Source organism: Klebsiella sp. 2680 (genome assembly GCF_900198535.1).
GTDB classification, from domain to species: Bacteria; Pseudomonadota; Gammaproteobacteria; order Enterobacterales; family Enterobacteriaceae; genus Klebsiella; species Klebsiella indica.
Genome location: NZ_FZNJ01000003.1, coordinates 727,653 through 747,898 on the forward strand (window position 1 = coordinate 727,653; position 20,246 = coordinate 747,898).

Below are 20,246 nucleotides of genomic sequence, written 5' to 3' on the forward strand. Positions count from 1 at the left end.
AACGCACAAGCAACTTGAAGTATGACGGGTATAAATGAATTAAGGGATCCCGTGCTCGACAGAATTAAAGCCTGCTTCACTGAAAGCATCCAAACCCAAATTGCAGCAGCAGAAGCGCTCCCTGACGCCATCTCCCGTGCCGCGATGACGATCGTGCAATCGCTGTTGAATGGCAACAAAATCCTCTGTTGTGGTAATGGCACTTCTGCCGCCAACGCACAGCATTTTGCTGCCAGCATGATTAATCGTTTTGAAACCGAGCGTCCTGGTTTACCCGCCATTGCACTAAATACCGATAATGTGGTCTTAACCGCAATTGCCAACGATCGCCTGCACGACGAAATTTACGCCAAGCAGGTGCGCGCATTAGGACACGCAGGCGATGTGCTGCTGGCAATTTCTACGCGCGGCAACAGCCGGGATATCGTGAAAGCCGTGGAAGCGGCGGTCACCCGTGATATGACTATCGTGGCGTTAACCGGTTATGACGGCGGTGAACTGGCGGGCCTTTTAGGCCAGCAGGATGTTGAAATCCGCATTCCTTCGCATCGCAGCGCGCGAATTCAGGAGATGCACATGCTCACTGTCAATTGTTTGTGTGATTTAATCGATAACACGCTTTTTCCACACCAGGACGACTAAGGAGAACACATGAAGGCTCTCTCGCCCCTCGCTATTCTGCTGTCTGCGCTACTGCTTCAGGGATGCGTCGCCGCAGCGGTAGTCGGCGCAGCAGCTGTCGGCACAAAAGCCGCGACAGATCCGCGTACCGTGGGAACCCAGGTTGATGACGGCACGCTGGAGCTGCGCGTCAACAACGCCCTGTCGAAAGACGAACAGATTAAGAAACAGGCCCGTATCAATGTTACCGCTTATCAGGGGAAAGTTCTGCTGACCGGGCAGTCCCCAACGTCAGCGCTTTCCGCGCGCGCGAAGCAAATCGCTTTGGGCGTAGAGGGAGCGGCGGAGGTGTATAACGAAGTGCGTCACGGCCAGCCAATCAGCTTAGGTACCGCCTCTTCTGATACCTGGATTACCACGAAGGTCCGTTCCCAACTGTTGGCTTCCGATTTGGTGAAATCATCCAATGTGAAGGTGACAACCGAAAACGGTGAGGTGTTCCTGATGGGGCTGGTAACCGAACGTGAAGGACGCGCGGCGGCGGATATCGCCAGTCGGGTCAGCGGCGTGTCTCGCGTGACGACCGCCTTTACCTATATCAAGTAAATAACTTTCTGCGGCGGCGCTTCGTCGGCCAGGCGAGACATTCAGTTCCTCTGAATGTCTCGCCCCCAACAGACGCACTGCGCCGTTTGCAGGAGGTAATCAGATTAACGCCAGCCCACCAACCACCGCGCCGCACAGCGCAACCAGCGCGCCAGTCAGCCACAGCGCTTTCGCTGGAAACGCTTTTCGCATCATAACCAGTGACGGTACACTGACCGCCGGAAGCGTAATCAGCAGCGCCAGCGCCGGTCCTATGCCCATCCCCGCCAGCATCATGGTCTGAACAATCGGGATCTCCGCCGCTGTCGGAATCACGAACAGACAGCCCGCAATGGCCATAGCAATCACCCAGAACAGCGTATTCGCCACGATGCCATCGGCATGCGGGAATAGCCAGACACGCGCAGCCCCCAACACCAGCACGGCCAGGATATAAACCGGGATGGTATTCCAGAACAGCGTCCACAGCACACGCAGCCAGCGGCGCAAGAAACCGTCCCCTGTCGTCTCCGGGGTAAATTCAGGGATCGCCGTAGACTGCACAGCCGCGTCCTTCACCCATCTCTGCACCAGCGTGGCGACCAGCAGAACGGTTACCAGCCCGGCAAGCAGACGAATCAACGCGAACTGCCAGCCCAGCACAAAGCCCATAAATACCAGGGTTGCCGGATTCAGCAACGGATTCCCCATCCAGAATGCCAGCGCGCCGCCCATCGATACCTGTTGCTTACGCATCCCCACCGCCACCGGCGCGGCGCAGCAGGTACACATCATGCCTGGCAATGAGAAAATAGTACCAAGCAGCGTACCGCGAAAACGCGATTCCCCTAGCGTACGCAGCAGCCAGTCGCGCGGGATCAAAACCTGAATGAGCGATCCGAGCAGCACGCCTAATACCGCCGCTTTCCAGACCGCCAGAAAGTAGACCAGCGCATAGTCCCATGCTGCCTGCAAAGGATGAGTATCACTATCGGCAAGAATAGATTTGCCGATACCGTGCGTCTCAGCGGCGGTAAACGCTTTGCCATAATAAGGCTGCCATTTGACAAACCACAGGCCGATGATAACCACGAGAAAAAAGAGTGCGGGCTTCCACCATTGAAATGGTGATGCCACCTGAGATGAAGACTGACCAGCCATAGCATTCCCCGGAGAGTGTCATGTTAAATTGAGCACATGAATAGTACGCCTTCGGGGAAATTTTGGAAATTGTTAATCCGCCAGCCGCCCCGCCTTTTCGCGTAGCTGCGACGAGCTGAGAATATGTACTCCCTGATGCATCGGTGATAGTGCTTCCGCCAGCAACGCACTTGCCACATCCCGCGCATCAATAGCTTTCCAGCGCCCCGGCAGCAGGCGGAAAAACGGCCCAAAGAGTATTTCGCTCATACGCTGTTGCTCCCGTTTCCCTGTCAGCATAGATGGACGCGCGATCGTCAAACGTGGCCATTGCTGCGCAATAAGCGCCTGTTCCATCTCACCTTTCACACGATGATAGAAAAAGGGGGAACGGGGATCCGCCCCCATCGCACTCACTACCAGCATATGCCGGGCACCCAGTCTTTTTCCCGTCAGGGCGGTATCGACGACCAGCGTATAATCGGCGTGCACGAACGCCTCTTTGCTTCCCGCTTGCCGCCGGGTGGTTCCCAGACAGCAAAACACGATATCTACCGGCTCAATCACCTGTGCCAGAGCATCTGTCAGTTGCGGATCGTGCGGATTAAATACGCCGGAGATATCGGCCAGAGGCCGACGGGTAGGAGCCGTAATGGATTTAATTCCCGGCTCATTAATCAGCATTCGAAGTAAGTGACCACCAACTAACCCGGTGGCGCCTGTTAACAATACCTGACTCATCAACGCTCCTTTACAGAATTTTCTACCTTGCGCTTCCGGCATCATGTTCCAGACTTGATACTCGACGAGGTAATTATCCATCATCAGCAAAGTAATGCCTCATTCCATACCAAAACACGGGAGGAAGAATGAGTAAGAAGATAGCCGTTTTAATTACCGACGACTTTGAAGATTCAGAATTCACTTCCCCTGCTGACGCCTACCGTCTGGCCGGACACAACGTGGTGACGATTGAAAAACAGGCGGGGAAAAAGGTAAAAGGCAAAAAAGGGACAGCCGAAATCGTTATTGATAAAGCCATTGATGACGTCAATCCTGCCGACTTCGACGCCTTACTGCTTCCGGGTGGCTATTCACCCGATTCTCTGCGGGGAGATGAGCGTTTCGTCACTTTTACTCGCGACTTTATCAGTAGCGGTAAACCGGTATTTGCCATCTGTCACGGCCCGCAGTTGTTAATTAGCGCCGATGCGATCCGCGGACGTAAACTCACGGCGGTAAAGCCCATTATTGTCGATGTTAAAAACGCAGGCGGCGAATTCTATGACCAGGAAGTGGTTATCGACAACGAGCAACTGGTGACCAGCAGGACGCCGGACGATCTTCCGGCGTTCAACCGCGAAGCCTTACGCCTGCTCGGCGCATGATTCACGCAGCCAGTGCAGTTTTTTGCCAAAACCCAGCGTGTTATCTGTGAACTTAAGCTCGTCGGGGCGAATTTCCCAGACGGATGCCGAGAGCATACGGGCAACCGGGAAGCGGCGAACGTAGCGTTTGCGCATCGCTGCTTCCTCTTCTCCGGCTAAGCGGCGAATTTCGCCTTTAAACTGTACGCCACGGATCAGCGCCACGCTTTTCGGCTGGCCATTGATCGTCCCGGCAACCTTAGCGCGTTCCCCGGTCATTTGACCATGGCGCGTTTTTTCATCGCTGAGCAGATAGAACGCAACCGCCTCCGGGTCATAAACGTAAAAAGCATTAGCGCACCACAGCTCACCATCGCGGGCAACGCACCAGGTCACGACATGCTGTTTGCTCAGCCAGCGGCTGATAGCAGCGAGCGTCTCCATCTTTACTCTCCAGTATGTTATGGTGCTCACACCTTAACATAGCGACCTTTATACCGTGTGCTGGTTTCTCTATCTGATTCGTACCGCTGATAATCGCCTTTATACGGGAATTACCACCGATGTTCCACGCCGCTTTTGCCAGCATCAGGCGGGGAATGGGGCAAAGGCACTGCGCGGCAAAGGAGAGCTTCAGTTGGCCTTTAGCCATGAAGTTGGTGAACGCTCACTTGCCCTACGACTGGAGTATCGTATTAAGCAACTCACGAAGCGCCAGAAAGAGCGCCTCGTTGCCGGAGACGGTTCGTTTGAAATTCTGCTGGAAAGCCTCAAAAACGATTAAAGTGGTCGCTATACTCGACCAGGCCATGCACGCCTTCCAGCGCATCATCGGCCAGGCGATGAAGCTGGAACGTCTTATCGCTATCCGGCCAACGGCAGCGCAGGTCAAAACGCGACGCCGGTTCAAATCCCAGATGGCCGTAGAAAGCCGGATCGCCAAGCGTGACGACAGCGGCATAGCCAAACTCATTCAGCGAATCCAGACCTTCATAAACCAGCTGACGCCCGATTCCCTGACCGCGATAGCTTTCGTCCACCGCCAGCGGGGCCAGTCCGACCCACTGCAGGTCTTCGCCTTCGATGGAGACCGGACTAAAGGCAACATAGCCAACGACCTGACCTTCGTCATCCGTCGCCACGAGGCCCAGCGTGATCATCCCATCCTCACGCAGACCATGCACCAGTTGCGCTTCCGCATCGCTGCTGAAAGTTCGACGCAGTAACGCATCAATTCCCGGCGCATCAATCCCAATTTCTACTCGAATCAGCATGCCTCACCTACCGATGTCTGTTCAGGTTTCTGCGGGCCTTTCAGACCTGCTTCAACAAAATCCGCCAGTTGCAAAAGCATGATACGCAGCGCGCTGGGCATCTGCTCCAGCTCAATAGCATCCATCAGGTTTTTTACATACAGTCCCAGTTCGGTATCACCCTCAATAATCAGACGGCGCTGGAAGAACAGCGTGTCCGGATCCTGTTTACGCGCCGCAATCATCAACAGATCGCTGGCATCGGCGCTAAAGCTGACGTCTGCGTCGGCCGTTGCGCTAACCACCAGACGGCCATCAACAACCGAGGTATACCACAGCAGGCCAATATCACGCACATTAATACTTAACCAGCGCCCTTCCAGAAAATCCAGTTCCCCCTCCGCCAGTGCCTGGCGAAACTGCCAGCTTAATACTTGTTCCAGCACCTGACGCTTGAGAGCAAAAGGCGCCAGCTTAACCGGCACGCTGATGATTGACGGGCCAAAATGCACCAGTTGGGAACGCAGTTTATCCAACACAAGCTTTACTCCATGAATGCAATCGTTCATCTATTGTGCCATATCAAATAAACGACATAGCGGCGTAAATCAACAAAATCACAACGACGAATACGGGGTATTGCGTCAGTCAATACGCGTTTAACTGCCTTAAATCAAAAATTGTCACCAGAAGGTTAACTAAAATCCCAACTCATTAACTATCCAGCGTCCCTGACAGGTCGCGTTGTTCAGGAAAAATTATGGAGCTGCTCTGCCCAGCCGGTAACCTTCCGGCGCTTAAGGCGGCCATCGAAAACGGCGCCGATGCTGTCTATATCGGGCTAAAAGATGACACGAATGCCCGTCACTTTGCCGGTCTTAACTTCACCGAGAAGAAACTACAGGAAGCCGTCAGCTATGTGCACCAGCATCACCGCAAACTGCATATCGCCATCAATACCTTTGCTCATCCTGAGGGTTATGCCCGCTGGCAGCGGGCGGTCGACATGGCTGCCCAACTGGGCGCCGATGCGCTGATCCTTGCCGATATCGCGATGCTGGAATACGCCGCCGAGCGCTATCCGCATATTGAACGCCATGTTTCCGTCCAGGCTTCAGCCACCAATGAAGAGGCGATCCGTTTTTATCAGCGCAATTTTGACGTTGCCCGCGTGGTCCTGCCGCGCGTCCTGTCGATTCATCAGGTCAAACAACTGGCGCGCGCCACGCCGGTACCGCTGGAGGTCTTCGCCTTCGGCAGCCTCTGCATCATGGCAGAAGGCCGCTGCTATCTCTCCTCTTATTTGACCGGTGAATCGCCAAATACCGTTGGCGCCTGCTCACCTGCGCGTTTCGTTCGCTGGCAGCAAACGCCGCAGGGGCTGGAGTCACGCCTCAATGAGGTGCTGATCGATCGCTATCAGGAAGGGGAAAACGCCGGTTATCCGACGCTATGTAAAGGCCGTTATCTGGTCAATGGCGAGCGCTATCACGCGCTGGAAGAGCCTACCAGTCTGAACACCCTGGAGCTATTGCCGGAACTGATGGCGGCAAACATTGCATCGGTGAAAATTGAAGGCCGTCAACGCAGCCCGGCGTATGTCACCCAGGTGGCGAAAGTCTGGCGTCAGGCAATCGATCGCTGCAAAGCCGACCCGCACAACTTCGTGCCGCAATCCGCGTGGATGGACACCCTCGGTTCCATGTCCGAAGGGACGCAAACCACCCTTGGCGCGTATCACCGTAAATGGCAGTGAGAACAGCAATGAAATATTCATTAGGGCCGGTGCTTTATTACTGGCCAAAAGAGACGCTGGAAGATTTTTACCAGCAGGCGGCGGGCTGTAGCGCGGATACGATTTATCTTGGCGAAGCGGTGTGCAGCAAACGCCGCGCCACCAAAGTCGGCGACTGGCTCGAGATGGCGAAAGCGCTGGCCAGCAGCGGCAAACAGGTGGTGCTTTCCACTCTCGCGCTGGTACAGGCTTCTTCGGAACTGGGCGAGCTGAAGCGCTATGTTGAGAACGGCGAGTTTCTGATTGAAGCCAGCGATTTCGGCGTCGTCAATATGTGCGCAGAGCGTAAACTGCCGTTTGTCGCCGGTCATGCGCTTAACTGCTATAACGCGGTAACGCTGCGTCTGCTGCTTAAACAAGGCATGGTGCGCTGGTGCATGCCGGTCGAGCTTTCCCGCGACTGGTTGGTGAATCTGCTGAACCAGTGCGATGAGCTCGGCATCCGCAATCAGTTTGAAGTGGAAGTGCTGAGCTACGGCCATCTGCCGCTGGCGTACTCCGCCCGCTGCTTTACCGCCCGCTCGGAAGATCGGCCAAAAGACGAGTGTGAAACCTGCTGCATCAAATACCCCAATGGGCGGGACGTGCTCTCGCAGGAAAGTCAGCAGGTGTTCGTTCTCAATGGCATTCAGACCATGAGCGGCTACGTCTATAACCTCGGGAATGAGCTGAGCACCATGCACGGGCTGGTGGATATGGTCCGCTTGTCGCCGCTGGGCAGCGAGACCTTTGCGATGCTGGACGCCTTCCGGGCAAATGAGAACGGCGCAGCGCCGCTACCGCTGACGGCGAACAGCGACTGCAACGGCTACTGGCGGCGGCTGGCCGGACTGGAACTGCAGAGCTGATTAACCGCTCACTTTGTTAATGGCTATCGCTGCTTTTTAATGCACTATTAAAGATGCAGCTTTTCTGGCAGGCGTATCGCGGATGCGCCAGGCTGGAAGAAGACCTTCAATCTGATGACTATGCTGTAGCAAAGTGAGCCTTTATGACTGACAAATCTGTTTCATTCTCGGTGCTCGACCTGGCGCCAATCCCGCAAGGATCTTCCGCAAAGGAAGCTTTCTCCCACTCTTTAGATCTGGCGCAGTTGGCGGAAAAACGCGGTTATCATCGCTACTGGCTGGCCGAGCATCATAATATGGTCGGTATTGCCAGCGCCGCGACCTCGGTGCTGATTGGCTATCTTGCCGCCAATACCACCACCCTGCATCTGGGTTCCGGCGGCGTGATGCTGCCAAACCATTCTCCGCTGGTGATTGCCGAGCAGTTCGGTACGCTGAATACGCTTTATCCTGGACGAATCGATCTCGGACTTGGCCGAGCGCCGGGCAGCGATCAGCCCACTATGCGCGCCCTGCGCCGCCATATGAGCGGCGACGTCGATAACTTCCCGCGAGATGTGGCGGAACTGGTGGACTGGTTTGACGCGCGCGATCCTGAGCCGCACGTACGCCCGGTTCCCGGCTATGGCGAAAGAATCCCGATCTGGCTGCTGGGTTCCAGCCTGTACAGCGCCCAACTGGCGGCGCAGCTTGGGTTACCGTTCGCTTTCGCCTCCCATTTCGCGCCGGATATGCTATTCCAGGCCCTGCATCTCTACCGCACCCATTTCAAACCATCAGAACGGCTGGCAACGCCATATGCCATGGTATGCATTAATATCATCGCCGCCGACAGCAACCGGGATGCCGAGTTCCTGTTTACCTCGATGCAGCAAGCGTTTGTCAAACTGCGTCGCGGCGAAGCCGGGCAACTACCGCCACCGGTGCAAAATATAGACTCACTATGGTCCGCCTCTGAACAGTATGGCGTCCAGCAGGCGCTGCACATGTCGCTGGTCGGCGATAAAGCCAAAGTGCGTCACGGGCTGGAATCCATCCTGCGGGAAACCCAAGCGGACGAGATCATGGTCAACGGGCAGATTTTCGATCATCAGGCGCGGCTGCATTCGTTTGACCTGGCGATGCAGGTGAAAGAAGAGTTGGCGGGCTAGTGCGTTGTTTTGCCCGGTGGCGTTTACCGGGCCTACGAGATCGTTCAGGCCGGATAAGGCGTAGCCGCCATCCGGCGCTAAAAAGTTACTGGTATACAGGTAACAGGTTCACGCTCGACAGAATATGCACCAGCGCGTTGCCGATACCGAATACCAGGATCACCGCAATCATCGGCTTTCCGCCCCAGACGCGGAATTTTGGGCTGCCGAAGCGTTTACGTGATGCCCGAGCCAGCAGCGCCGGTACAATGGCTGCCCAGATAGTTGCCGCCAGCCCCGCGTAGCCGATAGCGTAGAGAAAACCGTTTGGCCACAGCAGGCCTCCCACCATCGGCGGCGAAAAAGTGAGTATCGCGGTTTTAAACCGTCCCGTCGCGGAATCGTCAAAGCCAAACAGATCCGCCAGATAGTCAAACAGGCCGAGCGTCACGCCGAGGAACGAACTGGCCACCGCAAAGTTAGAGAACACAACCAGCAGCAGATCGAGACTGCGACTGTTCAGGACGCCGCTCAGCGCCTGTACCAGCACATCGATATTACCGCCTTTTTGCGCAATACCGATAAACGCTGGCCGCGGGATATTCCCCATCGTTACCAGCAGCCAAACCCCATACAACCCCAGCGCCAGCAGCGTGCCATAGATCAGGCATTTAACGATAGTACGCGGGTCCTTGCCGTAATATTTCATCAGGCTCGGCACATTACCGTGGTAACCAAAGGATGCCAGGCAGAACGGTAGCGTCATCAACAGATACGGCATATACGACGCATTGTGTTCGGCGACGTTAAACAGGGTCGTCGGCTGAACATGCCCCAGCAAGCTGCCAAAGGTCAGGAAAAAGGTAATCACCTTCGCCCCGAGCACAATAGCCGTCATACGACTAACCGCTTTCGTACTCAGCCAGACGATAAATGCCACCAGCAGCGCAAAAGCACATCCTGCTGCCCGTGCCGGAACATGCAGCGACATTTCACCGAAGGTATGGTGCAGGATTGAGCCGCTGGCGGAGATATAAGCGTAGGTAAGAATATAAAGGACAAAAGCAATAGACACGCCATTAATCAGATTCCAGCCCCTGCCAAGCAGATCTTTCGTGATAGTGTCAAAGCTGGCGCCAATCCGGTAATTGAGGTTCGCTTCAAGGATCATTAACCCGGAATGCAACATGCAAAACCAGGTGAAGACCAGCGCCGCCAGCGACCAAAAAAACCACGCGCCGGACATCACCACCGGCAACGAAAACATACCCGCGCCAATGATTGTTCCGCCGATAATCACTACGCCGCCAAATAAGGACGGTCGGGTTGCCGTAGTGGTAAGTGTCGCCATTTGCCGAAATCTCCAGTCAAAAAGACTTTTCTCGTTATTAACGCGATGCACTGTACCAGTACGCGAGTACAAAGAAAATAAAAAAAGCCCCAGTCATTCAGACCGGGGCTGTATCATTTACTTTACGTTAGCGGTAAATATTAATTACGCATCGCCACCGAAACGACGACGGCCTGCAGAATCATCGCGACGCGGCGCAGACGCATCGTCACGGCGCGGCGCGCGGCCACCTTCACGACGTTCACCGCTGAAACGACGACCATCGCTACGGCCAGCTTCGCGGCGCTCACCGCCAAAACCACGGCCGCCTTCACGGCGCTCACCACCAAAACCACGACCACCCTCACGACGCTCGCCACGACGTTCTGGACGCGGCTGAGCATCACCCAACAGTTGCATGTTCATCGGCTTGTTCAGGATACGGGTACGAGTAAAGTGCTGCAGCACTTCGCCCGGCATACCTTTCGGCAGTTCGATGGTTGAGTGAGAAGCGAACAGTTTGATGTTACCGATATAACGGCTGCTGATATCGCCTTCGTTAGCAATCGCGCCAACGATATGACGCACTTCAACGCCATCGTCACGACCCACTTCAATGCGATACAGTTCCATATCGCCAACGTCACGACGCTCACGACGCGGACGATCTTCACGCGGGCCACGATCGTTGCGATCGCGCGGACCACGATCATCACGATCGCGGAACTCACGACGCGGGCGCATCGGCGCATCCGGCGGTACGATCAGCGGACGTTCGCCCTGGGCCATTTTCAGCAGTGCCGCGGCCAGAGTTTCCACATCCAGCTCTTCGCCTTCGGCGGACGGCTGGATTTTCGCCAACAGCGCGCGGTACTGATCCAGATCGCTGCTTTCCAGCTGCTGCTGAACTTTCGCGGCAAATTTCTCCAGGCGACGTTTGCCCAGTAATTCTGCGTTCGGCAGTTCCACTTCCGGAATGGTCAGTTTCATGGTGCGTTCGATGTTACGCAGCAGACGACGCTCGCGGTTCTCAACGAACAGCAGCGCGCGGCCAGCGCGACCCGCACGACCAGTACGACCGATACGGTGAACGTAGGACTCTGAATCCATCGGGATGTCATAGTTAACCACCAGGCTGATACGCTCAACATCCAGACCGCGGGCGGCGACGTCGGTAGCGATCAGGATATCCAGACGGCCGTCTTTCAGACGTTCCAGAGTCTGCTCACGCAGAGACTGGTTCATGTCGCCGTTCAGGGCCGCGCTGTTATACCCGTTACGCTCCAGCGCTTCAGCAACTTCCAGAGTCGCGTTTTTGGTACGAACGAAGATAATCGCCGCATCAAAATCTTCTGCTTCAAGGAAACGCACCAGCGCTTCGTTTTTACGCATACCGTAAGCAGTCCAGTAGCTCTGGCTGATGTCCGGACGCGTGGTTACGCTTGACTGGATGCGGACTTCCTGCGGCTCTTTCATAAAGCGACGGGTAATGCGACGAATCGCTTCCGGCATAGTGGCAGAAAACAGAGCGGTCTGATGACCTTCCGGGATCTGCGCCATAATGGTTTCTACGTCTTCGATAAAGCCCATGCGCAGCATTTCATCAGCTTCATCAAGAACCAGACCGCTCAGTTTAGAGAGATCCAGGGTGCCGCGTTTCAGGTGGTCCAGCAGACGACCCGGAGTACCGACAACGATTTGCGGCCCCTGACGCAGCGCGCGCAGCTGCACGTCATAACGCTGGCCGCCATACAGGGCGACGACGTTTACGCCACGCATATGTTTGGAAAAATCGGTCATCGCTTCAGCAACCTGTACCGCCAGTTCGCGGGTCGGCGCCAGCACCAGAATCTGCGGTGCTCTCAGCTCAGGATCGATATTGTTGAGCAGCGGTAAAGAGAACGCTGCGGTTTTACCGCTACCGGTCTGGGCCATACCCAGAACGTCGCGGCCGCCCAGTAGATGCGGAATGCACTCAGCCTGGATCGGAGATGGTTTTTCGTAACCCAGATCGTTAAGCGCTTCAAGGATGGGAGCCTTCAGGCCCAGATCTGCAAAAGTGGTTTCGAATTCAGCCATGTAGTACGTGTGCCTCAAAATTAATGGCGGCCAGTCTACATAACTCATCGTGAAAATTTACGGTAATTTTCATTGAAAAGTGTGAACCGGCTCAAAGTAGGTGTATTAACGAACAACAACGCCCTCACCCGCAAAGGTGATAGCAAACAAAAAAGGGCTGATGTGTTCGTCAGCTATTGCTGGTCCGATTCTGCCAGGTCATCTTGCTCCTGGCCCAGGAGCGATAATTCCAACAATGCATATCGGTGCTCAACGTAGTTATGAACGTTGTTTGCGACCGCCAGTTTGAACAGTGCCGTAGCGCTGTCCTTGTCCCCCAGACTTAGGTAATACTTACCTAAATAGAAGTTGGTTTCACTGAGATGCTCAGCGAGCGAGGTGTTATCCGTTGCGTCTGCCTTGAGACGGTCCATCAGCTCATTTTCGCTAATGTCCCCAAGGTAGAACTCGACAATGTTCCATCCCCATTGCTCTTTGTCCGACTTGTTGAAGCGCTGTCTCAGTGCTTCAAGCGCCTGTTTCTCATTGAGCTTACGCTCAGCAAGATATAGCCACAGACTGCGGAAAGGATCGTTGGGGTCGTCTTGATAAAACGCCAGCAGATCATCTTGCGCTAACTTAGCACGGCCACCGTAATACAGCGCGATGCCGCGATTTAAGTACGCGTAGTTGTAAGTTGGATCAAGCTCAAGTACAGAATCAAACGCTTCATAGGCAGCATCATAATTGCCTGCCTGCGTTAAATAAATGCCTAAGTAATTGAATACTTCAGGCATATCCGGTCGGATTGCCAGCGCCTGTGAAAAATCATTTCGCGCTAATGCCCTCAGACCGAGACTATCATACAACACTCCGCGCTCATATAAAAGCTGTGCGCGTTCGTCATCGGTTAAAGCCCGACTGGCAAGAATTTGTTCCATGCGCGCCAGAATGACTTCCTGCTGCAAAGTCGGTTGCAATGGCACCGCGAGGACTGCCTCCTTACGCCAGGCAGAGTTGCTGCATCCTGCCAGCGTGAGAGCTGTCGCCACGAAACACCAGCGCAGAAAAGGCTTCATTTCCCACTCCCGAAGACAACGATTGGATGAACGTCCAGTTCCCCGGTTGCAAACACGGCATCCTGCCCGCAATACGCCCTCCGCGATGCGGAGGGCAAACGGCAACCTTACTCGCCCTGCTGCTCAGCGGCCGGCGCTTCCGGCGCAGCCGCAGGCTGAGTCTGTTCAGTTGCTTCTTTGATGCTCAGACGAACGCGGCCCTGACGGTCAACTTCCAGCACTTTAACCGGCACTTCCTGGCCCATCTGCAGATAGTCAGTCACCTTCTCAACGCGCTTATCGGCAATTTGAGAAATATGAACCAGACCTTCTTTACCGCCACCAATGGCAACAAACGCACCAAAGTCAACGATACGGGTCACTTTACCATTATAGATACGACCCACTTCAATCTCAGCGGTGATCTCTTCGATACGACGAATCGCGTGCTGCGCTTTGTCGCCATCGGTTGCTGCAATCTTCACGGTGCCGTCATCTTCGATTTCGATGGTGGTGCCGGTTTCTTCGGTCAGCGCACGAATAACGGAACCGCCTTTACCGATAACGTCTTTAATCTTGTCCGGGCTGATCTTGATGGTATGGATACGCGGCGCGAATTCAGAGATATCGCCGCGCGGCGCGTTGATCGCCTGTTCCATCACACCCAGGATATGCAGACGCGCGCCTTTCGCCTGATTCAGCGCAACCTGCATGATCTCTTTGGTGATACCTTCAATTTTGATATCCATCTGCAGCGCAGAGATACCTTCACGGGAACCCGCGACTTTAAAGTCCATATCGCCAAGGTGATCTTCATCGCCCAGAATGTCAGACAGTACGACAAAGTTGTCGCCTTCTTTCACCAGGCCCATCGCGATACCCGCGACGGCAGCTTTGATCGGCACACCCGCGTCCATCAGCGCCAGAGAAGCGCCACAGACGGAAGCCATAGAGGAAGAACCGTTAGATTCGGTAATCTCCGAAACCACGCGCACGGTGTACGGGAATTCTTCGATAGTCGGCATAACGGCCAGTACGCCACGCTTAGCCAGGCGACCGTGACCAATTTCACGACGTTTCGGCGAACCCACCATTCCAGTTTCACCTACAGAGTACGGAGGGAAGTTGTAGTGGAACAGGAAGGAATCAGTACGCTCGCCCATCAGTTCATCGATGTTCTGCGCATCGCGGGCGGTTCCCAGCGTCGCGGTAACCAGCGCCTGCGTTTCGCCACGGGTAAATAGCGCGGAACCGTGGGTACGCGGCAGCACGCCGGTACGGACGTCCAGCCCACGAATCATGTCTTTTTCGCGGCCATCAATACGCGGTTCACCAGCCAGCACGCGGCTACGCACCACGTTTTTCTCGATCGCGTGCAGGATTTCACCCAGTTCGTTAGCGTCCAGGGCTTCGTCTTCAGCAACCAGCGTGGCAATGGTTTCAGATTTGATCACATCAACCTGAGCATAACGCTCCTGTTTGTCAGTGATGCGGTAAGCATCGCTCAGGCGCGCTTCGGCAAGTTGAGCAACGCGCGCGTTCAGCGCTTCGTTGACGGCTTCCGGATGCCAGTCCCAACGCGGTTTACCGGCTTCTTTGACCAGGTCGTTGATCGCCTGGATAACCACCTGCTGCTGTTCGTGGCCGAACACGACTGCGCCCAGCATCTGGTCTTCACTCAGCAGTGCGGCTTCAGATTCCACCATCAACACAGCAGCCTCGGTACCTGCGACAACCAGGTCCAGCTTGCTGGATTTCAGCTCTTCCTGGGTTGGGTTCAGCACGTACTGGTCATTGATATAACCTACACGCGCGGCGCCGATTGGGCCGTTAAACGGAATACCGGACAGAGACAACGCGGCGGAAGCGCCAATCATAGACACGATATCCGGGTTAACCTGCGGGTTAACGGAAACCACGGTGGCAATAACCTGAACTTCGTTAACGAAACCTTCCGGGAACAGCGGGCGAACCGGACGGTCAATCAGACGCGCAATCAGGGTTTCGCCTTCGCTCGGACGGCCTTCACGACGGAAGAATCCCCCCGGGATTTTACCTGCCGCGTAAGTACGTTCTTGATAGTTAACAGTCAGTGGGAAGAAATCCTGGCCTGGCTTCGCTTTTTTCTGACCAACAACGGTAACGAATACCGCAGTGTCATCCATGCTAACCATAACGGCGGCCGTTGCCTGGCGCGCCATCATGCCGGTTTCCAGCGTTACGGTATGTTGGCCGTACTGGAATTTACGAACGATCGGATTAAGCAAAATTCTGTCCTTATATCTATAGATGATGTCATATCCATGATATGACATCTGATGACCCGATCTTCTGCATCCTCGCGACTAATGACAACCCTAACCCGCCCCTGCGAATCAAGCCTCTCATTAGCCGCGCGAACCTCTGCACGAAGATCATTAATAGCAACAATACATGAGTTTTTAGTGAATTGCTGCCGCCCGGTCGAAAAAAGGGGCCGTGAGGCCCCTTCTTCTGAAACTCGCAGAATTAGCGACGCAGACCCAGACGCTCGATCAGCGAAGAGTAACGTGCAACATCTTTACGTTTCAGGTAGTCGAGCAGTTTACGACGCTGAGAAACCATGCGCAGCAGACCACGACGGCTGTGGTGATCTTTTTTGTGCTCTGCAAAGTGGCCCTGCAGGTGGTTGATCTGCGCAGTCAGCAGTGCGACCTGAACTTCAGTTGAACCGCTGTCGTTTTCGCCACGACCAAACTCAGAAACGATTTTTGCTTTAGCTTCAACGCTTAGAGACATTTTAGAACTCCAAAATTAAAAGAAAGAAAGGGTGCCGATCTCTAATTCAGCAACCCCTGATATAACACCCGAAAATGTTGCAACACTTTAGCGGGCATTAAGCGGCAATATTCTACTCGCAGCGGCCTTTTATCGCAAGAAAAGCACTCATAGCGGGTATTCAACCACCAGACGACGAGGGGCCACACGGCCTTCGTCATCAATTTCCCCCATACCCAGAAACTTACCTTCTTCCCCCTCAGTGACACGAACCAGCCCCTGTAGCGGCGCCCCCGAGGTGCGAACCGGGTTACCATTCTTAAAGTAAACAGCCGAGGTTTGCGGAATATTAATCAGTGGATAATCCGCCGCCGGACTATCCATAGGCATCAGTAATGGATCCAGCAACTGCGCAGCCGGGATATCCAGCACACTGGCTTGCTCAACCAGCGCCTGCAGTTGTTCCAGCGTCACCATCCGTTCAACGGGATACTTACTGACCGCCAGACGGCGCAGGAAAATAACATGCGCTCCACATCCCAGTTTCTCACCTAAGTCATCGATAATCGTACGAATATAGGTGCCCTTAGAACAGTGAATTTCCAGTTCAAGCTCATCGCCTTCATGGCGGATAAACAACAACTCGTAGACCGTAATCGGCCGGGCTTCCCGCGGCACTTCAATCCCCTGACGGGCATATTCGTACAGCTTTTTCCCCTGGTATTTCAGTGCCGAATACATCGACGGCACCTGTTGGGTTTCCCCGCGAAAGCTATCTAACGCCGCGGCCAGTTGCTCCGCGCTAAAGGCCAGAGGACGCTCCTCCACCACGTGCCCGTCGGCATCAGAAGTATCGGTACGCTGGCCAAGTTTGGCTATCACCCGGTAGCGCTTGTCTGAATCCAGCAGATACTGAGAAAACTTCGTCGCTTCTCCCAGGCAAATCGGCAACATGCCCGTCGCCAGCGGATCCAGCGCACCGGTGTGCCCTGCCCGGTTAGCATTATAAATACGTTTAACTTTCTGTAGCACGTCGTTGCTGGATGCATCTTGGGGTTTATCCAGCAACAGAACGCCGTGAACATCGCGACCGCGACGACGAGGACGGCTCATCACTCCTCCTTGCTGTCGTCCGGATTCACGCGACGCTCATCATCATGTTTCACCACGCTGGTCACCAGGTTCGACATACGCATCCCTTCAACCAGTGAGTTATCGTAGAAGAACGTCAGTTCCGGTACGATGCGCAGGCGCATCGCTTTGCCCAACAGCGAACGGATAAAACCAGATGCTTCCTGTAATGCCTTGATGCCCGCTTTCACCGCGGCTTCATCGTTATCGTTCAGAAAAGTCACATACACTTTGGCATAGGCCAGGTCGCGCGACATTTCAACACCGGAAACGGTGGTCATCATTCCCAGACGCGGGTCTTTAATTTCGCGCTGCAGGATGATGGCGATCTCTTTTTGCATCTCCTGAGCCACGCGCTGCGGGCGACCAAATTCTTTCGCCATAATAAATTCTCCAGACAAATAAGGGGGCCACGCGGCCCCCTTTAATTTTGTATTACCGGGTGGCGCTGCGCTTCCCCAGTCTACCAGGCAATTAATCGATGGTACGTTGGATCTCGATAATTTCGAAGACTTCGATCATATCGCCAGCGCGGACATCGTTGTAGTTCTTAACGCCGATACCACACTCCATGCCGTTACGGACTTCGTTAACGTCATCTTTGAAGCGGCGCAGGGACTCCAGCTCACCTTCATAAATCACAACGTTGTCACGCAGAACGCGGATCGGGTTATGGCGTTTAACCACACCTTCGGTAACCATGCAGCCTGCGATAGCACCAAATTTCGGCGATTTGAAGACATCACGAACTTCAGCCAGGCCGATGATCTGCTGTTTCAGTTCCGGAGACAGCATGCCGCTCATTGCCGCCTTCACTTCGTCGATCAGGTTATAAATGACGGAGTAATAGCGCAGATCCAGACTTTCCGCTTCAATCACTTTACGCGCAGAGGCATCGGCACGCACGTTGAAGCCAACCAGGATCGCGTTGGATGCCGCAGCCAGGGTTGCGTCGGTTTCGGTGATACCACCTACGCCGGAACCGATGATCTTCACTTTCACTTCGTCGGTAGAGAGTTTCAGTAAGGAGTCGGAGATCGCTTCCACAGACCCCTGAACGTCCGCTTTGAGTACGATGTTCACTTCATGAACTTCGCCTTCGGTCATATTAGCGAACATGTTCTCAAGTTTAGATTTCTGCTGACGCGCCAGTTTGACTTCACGGAATTTGCCCTGACGATACAGCGCAACTTCACGGGCTTTTTTCTCGTCGCGAACGACGGTCACTTCATCACCGGCAGCCGGCACACCGGACAGGCCAAGGATTTCCACCGGAATGGACGGACCCGCTTCCAGCACTTCCTGACCCAGCTCGTTACGCATCGCACGAACGCGACCATATTCGAAGCCACACAGAACGATATCGCCCTTATGCAGAGTACCTTCGCGAACCAGAACAGTCGCAACCGGACCGCGACCTTTGTCGAGGAAGGATTCGATAACCGCGCCGCTCGCCATACCTTTACGCACCGCTTTCAGCTCCAGGACTTCAGCCTGCAACAGAATGGCGTCCAGCAGGTCATCAATACCGGTACCCGCTTTCGCCGATACGTGGACGAACTGGCTCTCGCCGCCCCACTCTTCCGGCAGGATGCCGTACTGGGACAGTTCGTTCTTAACGCGATCCGGATCGGCTTCCGGCTTATCGATTTTGTTCACTGCAACCACTACCGGCACACCGGCCGCTTTCGCGTGCTGGATAGCTTCAATGGTCTGCGGCATCACGCCGTCGTCAGCAGCAACAACCAGAACAACGATATCCGTTGCCTGCGCGCCACGGGCACGCATGGAGGTAAATGCCGCGTGGCCTGGGGTATCCAGGAAGGTGATCATACCGTTGTCGGTTTCAACGTGGTACGCACCGATATGCTGAGTAATACCGCCTGCTTCGCCGGAAGCGACTTTTGTGGAACGAATGTAGTCCAGCAGAGAGGTTTTACCGTGGTCAACGTGGCCCATGATGGTCACAACCGGCGCACGCGGTTCAGCCGCAGCGCCCGTATCACGGTCGCTCATTACCGCTTCTTCCAGTTCGTTCTCACGACGCAGGATGACTTTGTGGCCCATCTCTTCGGCCACCAGCTGTGCGGTTTCCTGATCGATAACCTGGTTGATGGTCGCCATCGCGCCCATCTTCATCATCGCTTTGATGACCTGAGAGCCTTTGACCGCCATCTTGTTCGCCAGATCGCCCACGGTGATGGTCTCACCGATGATGACATCGCGGTTAACGACCTGAGCAGGCTTCTGGAAGCCTTGCTGCAAGGCTGAACCTTTACGGTGTTTGCCGCCTTTACCGCCGCGAATCGCCGCGCGGGCTTCTTCACGATCGGCTTTTGATTCAGCGTGTTTATTGCCTTTCTTCGCCGGACGAGCGGCTTTGGCGTTACGCCCACGACCACGCCCACCTTCAACTTCACGATCGTTATCATCCTCTGCCTGGCGAGCATGCTGAGAGGTCGTTACATGATAATCGGCGGTTTCTTCTGGAGCTTCTGATGATTCAGTCCAGTTTTTTTCATTTTCTTGAGCCATACGGCGTGCTTCTTCCGCGACGCGACGCGCTTCTTCTTCAAGTTTACGGCGCGCTTCTTCTTCCGCTTTACGCTTCAGTTCTGCTGCTTCTTTCTCGCGGCGGAGCTTTTCAGCCTGGGCGGTTTTGGTCATATCGTCAGTTTGTTGATTGCTCACTTTGTTTTTTTCCGCGGCTTCACGTTTCGCTTTTTCAGCGAGTTCACGTTTAGCTTGTTCTGCGGCCTCACGTTCAGCTTTTAATTGCGCTTCGCGTTTGGCTGCTTCTTCTGCCTCACGTTGCGCCTGCTCTGCCGCTTCACGCTGCGCCTGCTCTTCCGCAGCGAGGCGTTCGGCCTCTTGCGGATCGCGTTTCACAAAAGTGCGTTTCTTGCGGACTTCGATTTGTACCGATTTACTCTTCCCACCGGTACCTGGAATATTTAACGTGCTGCGTGTTTTACGCTGCAGCGTCAACTTGTCGGGCCCTGAGCCGTGTTCACGGTTCAGATGCGTCAACAAGGTTTGCTTCTCTTGCGCGGTCACAGAATCATCAGCCGATTTGCGAATCCCTGCATCAGCAAATTGCTGTATCAGGCGATCCACAGAGGTCTGAATCTCCGAGGCCAGCGCTTTAATAGTCACATCTGTCATGCTGTTCC

Annotated in this window: 21 protein-coding genes; 7 read left to right on the top strand and 14 right to left on the bottom strand. The window is 54.7% G+C overall.

Annotated features, from left to right (window positions below):
• Positions 1-51: 51 nt before the first annotated feature.
• Together diaA and dolP are read left to right on the top strand one after the other, a co-directional pair.
• Positions 52-642, top strand: a complete 591-nt coding sequence (gene diaA / locus FN037_RS16565) for a DnaA initiator-associating protein DiaA (protein ID WP_138362424.1) — start codon at positions 52-54, stop codon at positions 640-642.
• A gap of 9 nt (positions 643-651) precedes the next feature.
• Entirely contained in the window at positions 652-1,227 is a 576-nt protein-coding gene (gene dolP, locus FN037_RS16570; protein WP_142502737.1) for a division/outer membrane stress-associated lipid-binding lipoprotein, read from the top strand.
• Positions 1,228-1,326: 99 nt separating this feature from the next.
• Here the strand turns inward: dolP and FN037_RS16575 are convergent, their stop codons facing one another.
• Both FN037_RS16575 and FN037_RS16580 read right to left on the bottom strand, forming a co-directional pair.
• Positions 1,327-2,367, bottom strand: a complete 1,041-nt coding sequence (locus tag FN037_RS16575) for a permease (protein WP_142502738.1) — start codon at positions 2,365-2,367, stop codon at positions 1,327-1,329.
• Positions 2,368-2,439: 72 nt separating this feature from the next.
• A complete protein-coding gene (locus tag FN037_RS16580) occupies positions 2,440-3,087 on the bottom strand; it encodes an NAD(P)H-binding protein (protein WP_138362421.1) in 648 nt (215 codons plus the stop codon).
• 128 nt (positions 3,088-3,215) lie between these two features.
• Between FN037_RS16580 and FN037_RS16585 the strand changes: the two genes are divergently transcribed.
• Positions 3,216-3,734 (top strand): type 1 glutamine amidotransferase domain-containing protein, encoded by a 519-nt coding sequence (locus FN037_RS16585; RefSeq protein ID WP_138362420.1) that lies wholly within the window; start codon positions 3,216-3,218, stop codon positions 3,732-3,734.
• Here the strand turns inward: FN037_RS16585 and FN037_RS16590 are convergent.
• Positions 3,714-4,157: a YhbP family protein gene (locus tag FN037_RS16590; RefSeq protein ID WP_142502739.1), complete on the bottom strand. Its 444-nt coding sequence runs from the start codon at positions 4,155-4,157 to the stop codon at positions 3,714-3,716. The two genes, FN037_RS16585 and FN037_RS16590, sit on opposite strands and share 21 nt — an antisense overlap.
• Positions 4,158-4,212: 55 nt before the next feature.
• Here FN037_RS16590 and FN037_RS16595 point away from each other — a divergent pair, with 55 nt between their 5' ends.
• Entirely contained in the window at positions 4,213-4,497 is a 285-nt protein-coding gene (locus FN037_RS16595) for a GIY-YIG nuclease family protein (RefSeq protein ID WP_138362418.1), read from the top strand.
• On the opposite strand, the gene FN037_RS16600 is transcribed toward FN037_RS16595, so the two are convergent.
• Positions 4,484-4,987: a GNAT family N-acetyltransferase gene (locus FN037_RS16600; protein ID WP_138362417.1), complete on the bottom strand. Its 504-nt coding sequence runs from the start codon at positions 4,985-4,987 to the stop codon at positions 4,484-4,486. The genes FN037_RS16595 and FN037_RS16600 overlap by 14 nt on opposite strands.
• Positions 4,981-5,505, bottom strand: coding sequence for an SCP2 domain-containing protein (locus tag FN037_RS16605; RefSeq protein WP_138362416.1), 525 nt, complete (start codon positions 5,503-5,505; stop codon positions 4,981-4,983). The genes FN037_RS16600 and FN037_RS16605 overlap by 7 nt, the downstream gene beginning before the upstream one ends.
• Positions 5,506-5,726: 221 nt before the next feature.
• Between FN037_RS16605 and FN037_RS16610 the strand changes: the two genes are divergently transcribed.
• The 3 genes from FN037_RS16610 (at position 5,727) to FN037_RS16620 (ending at position 8,760) form a co-directional block, all read left to right on the top strand.
• Positions 5,727-6,722 (top strand): peptidase U32 family protein, encoded by a 996-nt coding sequence (locus tag FN037_RS16610; protein ID WP_138362415.1) that lies wholly within the window; start codon positions 5,727-5,729, stop codon positions 6,720-6,722.
• An 8-nt stretch (positions 6,723-6,730) separates the two neighbouring features.
• Entirely contained in the window at positions 6,731-7,609 is an 879-nt protein-coding gene (locus tag FN037_RS16615) for a U32 family peptidase (RefSeq protein WP_142502740.1), read from the top strand.
• Between the two features lie 143 nt (positions 7,610-7,752).
• Positions 7,753-8,760 carry a luciferase-like monooxygenase gene (locus FN037_RS16620; protein WP_142502741.1) on the top strand — a complete coding sequence of 336 codons (1,008 nt, stop codon included), beginning with the start codon at positions 7,753-7,755 and terminating at the stop codon, positions 8,758-8,760.
• An 85-nt stretch (positions 8,761-8,845) separates the two neighbouring features.
• On the opposite strand, the gene mtr is transcribed toward FN037_RS16620, so the two are convergent.
• The 9 genes from mtr to infB all read right to left on the bottom strand — a co-directional run bounded on the left by mtr (position 8,846) and on the right by infB (position 20,238).
• Positions 8,846-10,090: a tryptophan permease gene (gene mtr, locus FN037_RS16625; RefSeq protein ID WP_142502742.1), complete on the bottom strand. Its 1,245-nt coding sequence runs from the start codon at positions 10,088-10,090 to the stop codon at positions 8,846-8,848.
• A 144-nt stretch (positions 10,091-10,234) separates the two neighbouring features.
• On the bottom strand, positions 10,235-12,148 hold the full coding sequence (deaD, locus tag FN037_RS16630) for an ATP-dependent RNA helicase DeaD (RefSeq protein ID WP_142502743.1): 1,914 nt from the start codon (positions 12,146-12,148) through the stop codon (positions 10,235-10,237).
• A complete protein-coding gene (gene yrbN / locus FN037_RS16635) occupies positions 12,141-12,221 on the bottom strand; it encodes a protein YrbN (RefSeq protein WP_085903200.1) in 81 nt (26 codons plus the stop codon). Before yrbN ends, deaD begins: the two co-directional genes overlap by 8 nt.
• 100 nt (positions 12,222-12,321) lie before the next feature.
• Positions 12,322-13,206, bottom strand: a complete 885-nt coding sequence (gene nlpI / locus FN037_RS16640) for a lipoprotein NlpI (protein ID WP_138362410.1) — start codon at positions 13,204-13,206, stop codon at positions 12,322-12,324.
• A 107-nt stretch (positions 13,207-13,313) separates the two neighbouring features.
• Positions 13,314-15,452 (bottom strand): polyribonucleotide nucleotidyltransferase, encoded by a 2,139-nt coding sequence (pnp, locus tag FN037_RS16645; RefSeq protein ID WP_138362409.1) that lies wholly within the window; start codon positions 15,450-15,452, stop codon positions 13,314-13,316.
• 241 nt (positions 15,453-15,693) lie between these two features.
• Positions 15,694-15,963, bottom strand: coding sequence for a 30S ribosomal protein S15 (gene rpsO / locus FN037_RS16650; protein WP_004106090.1), 270 nt, complete (start codon positions 15,961-15,963; stop codon positions 15,694-15,696).
• A gap of 147 nt (positions 15,964-16,110) precedes the next feature.
• Positions 16,111-17,055, bottom strand: a complete 945-nt coding sequence (gene truB / locus FN037_RS16655; RefSeq protein WP_138362408.1) for a tRNA pseudouridine(55) synthase TruB — start codon at positions 17,053-17,055, stop codon at positions 16,111-16,113.
• Entirely contained in the window at positions 17,055-17,456 is a 402-nt protein-coding gene (gene rbfA, locus FN037_RS16660) for a 30S ribosome-binding factor RbfA (RefSeq protein ID WP_138362407.1), read from the bottom strand. Before rbfA ends, truB begins: the two co-directional genes overlap by 1 nt.
• A 91-nt stretch (positions 17,457-17,547) precedes the next feature.
• Positions 17,548-20,238 carry a translation initiation factor IF-2 gene (gene infB / locus FN037_RS16665; protein WP_138362406.1) on the bottom strand — a complete coding sequence of 897 codons (2,691 nt, stop codon included), beginning with the start codon at positions 20,236-20,238 and terminating at the stop codon, positions 17,548-17,550.
• Between the last annotated feature and the right edge of the window lie 8 nt (positions 20,239-20,246).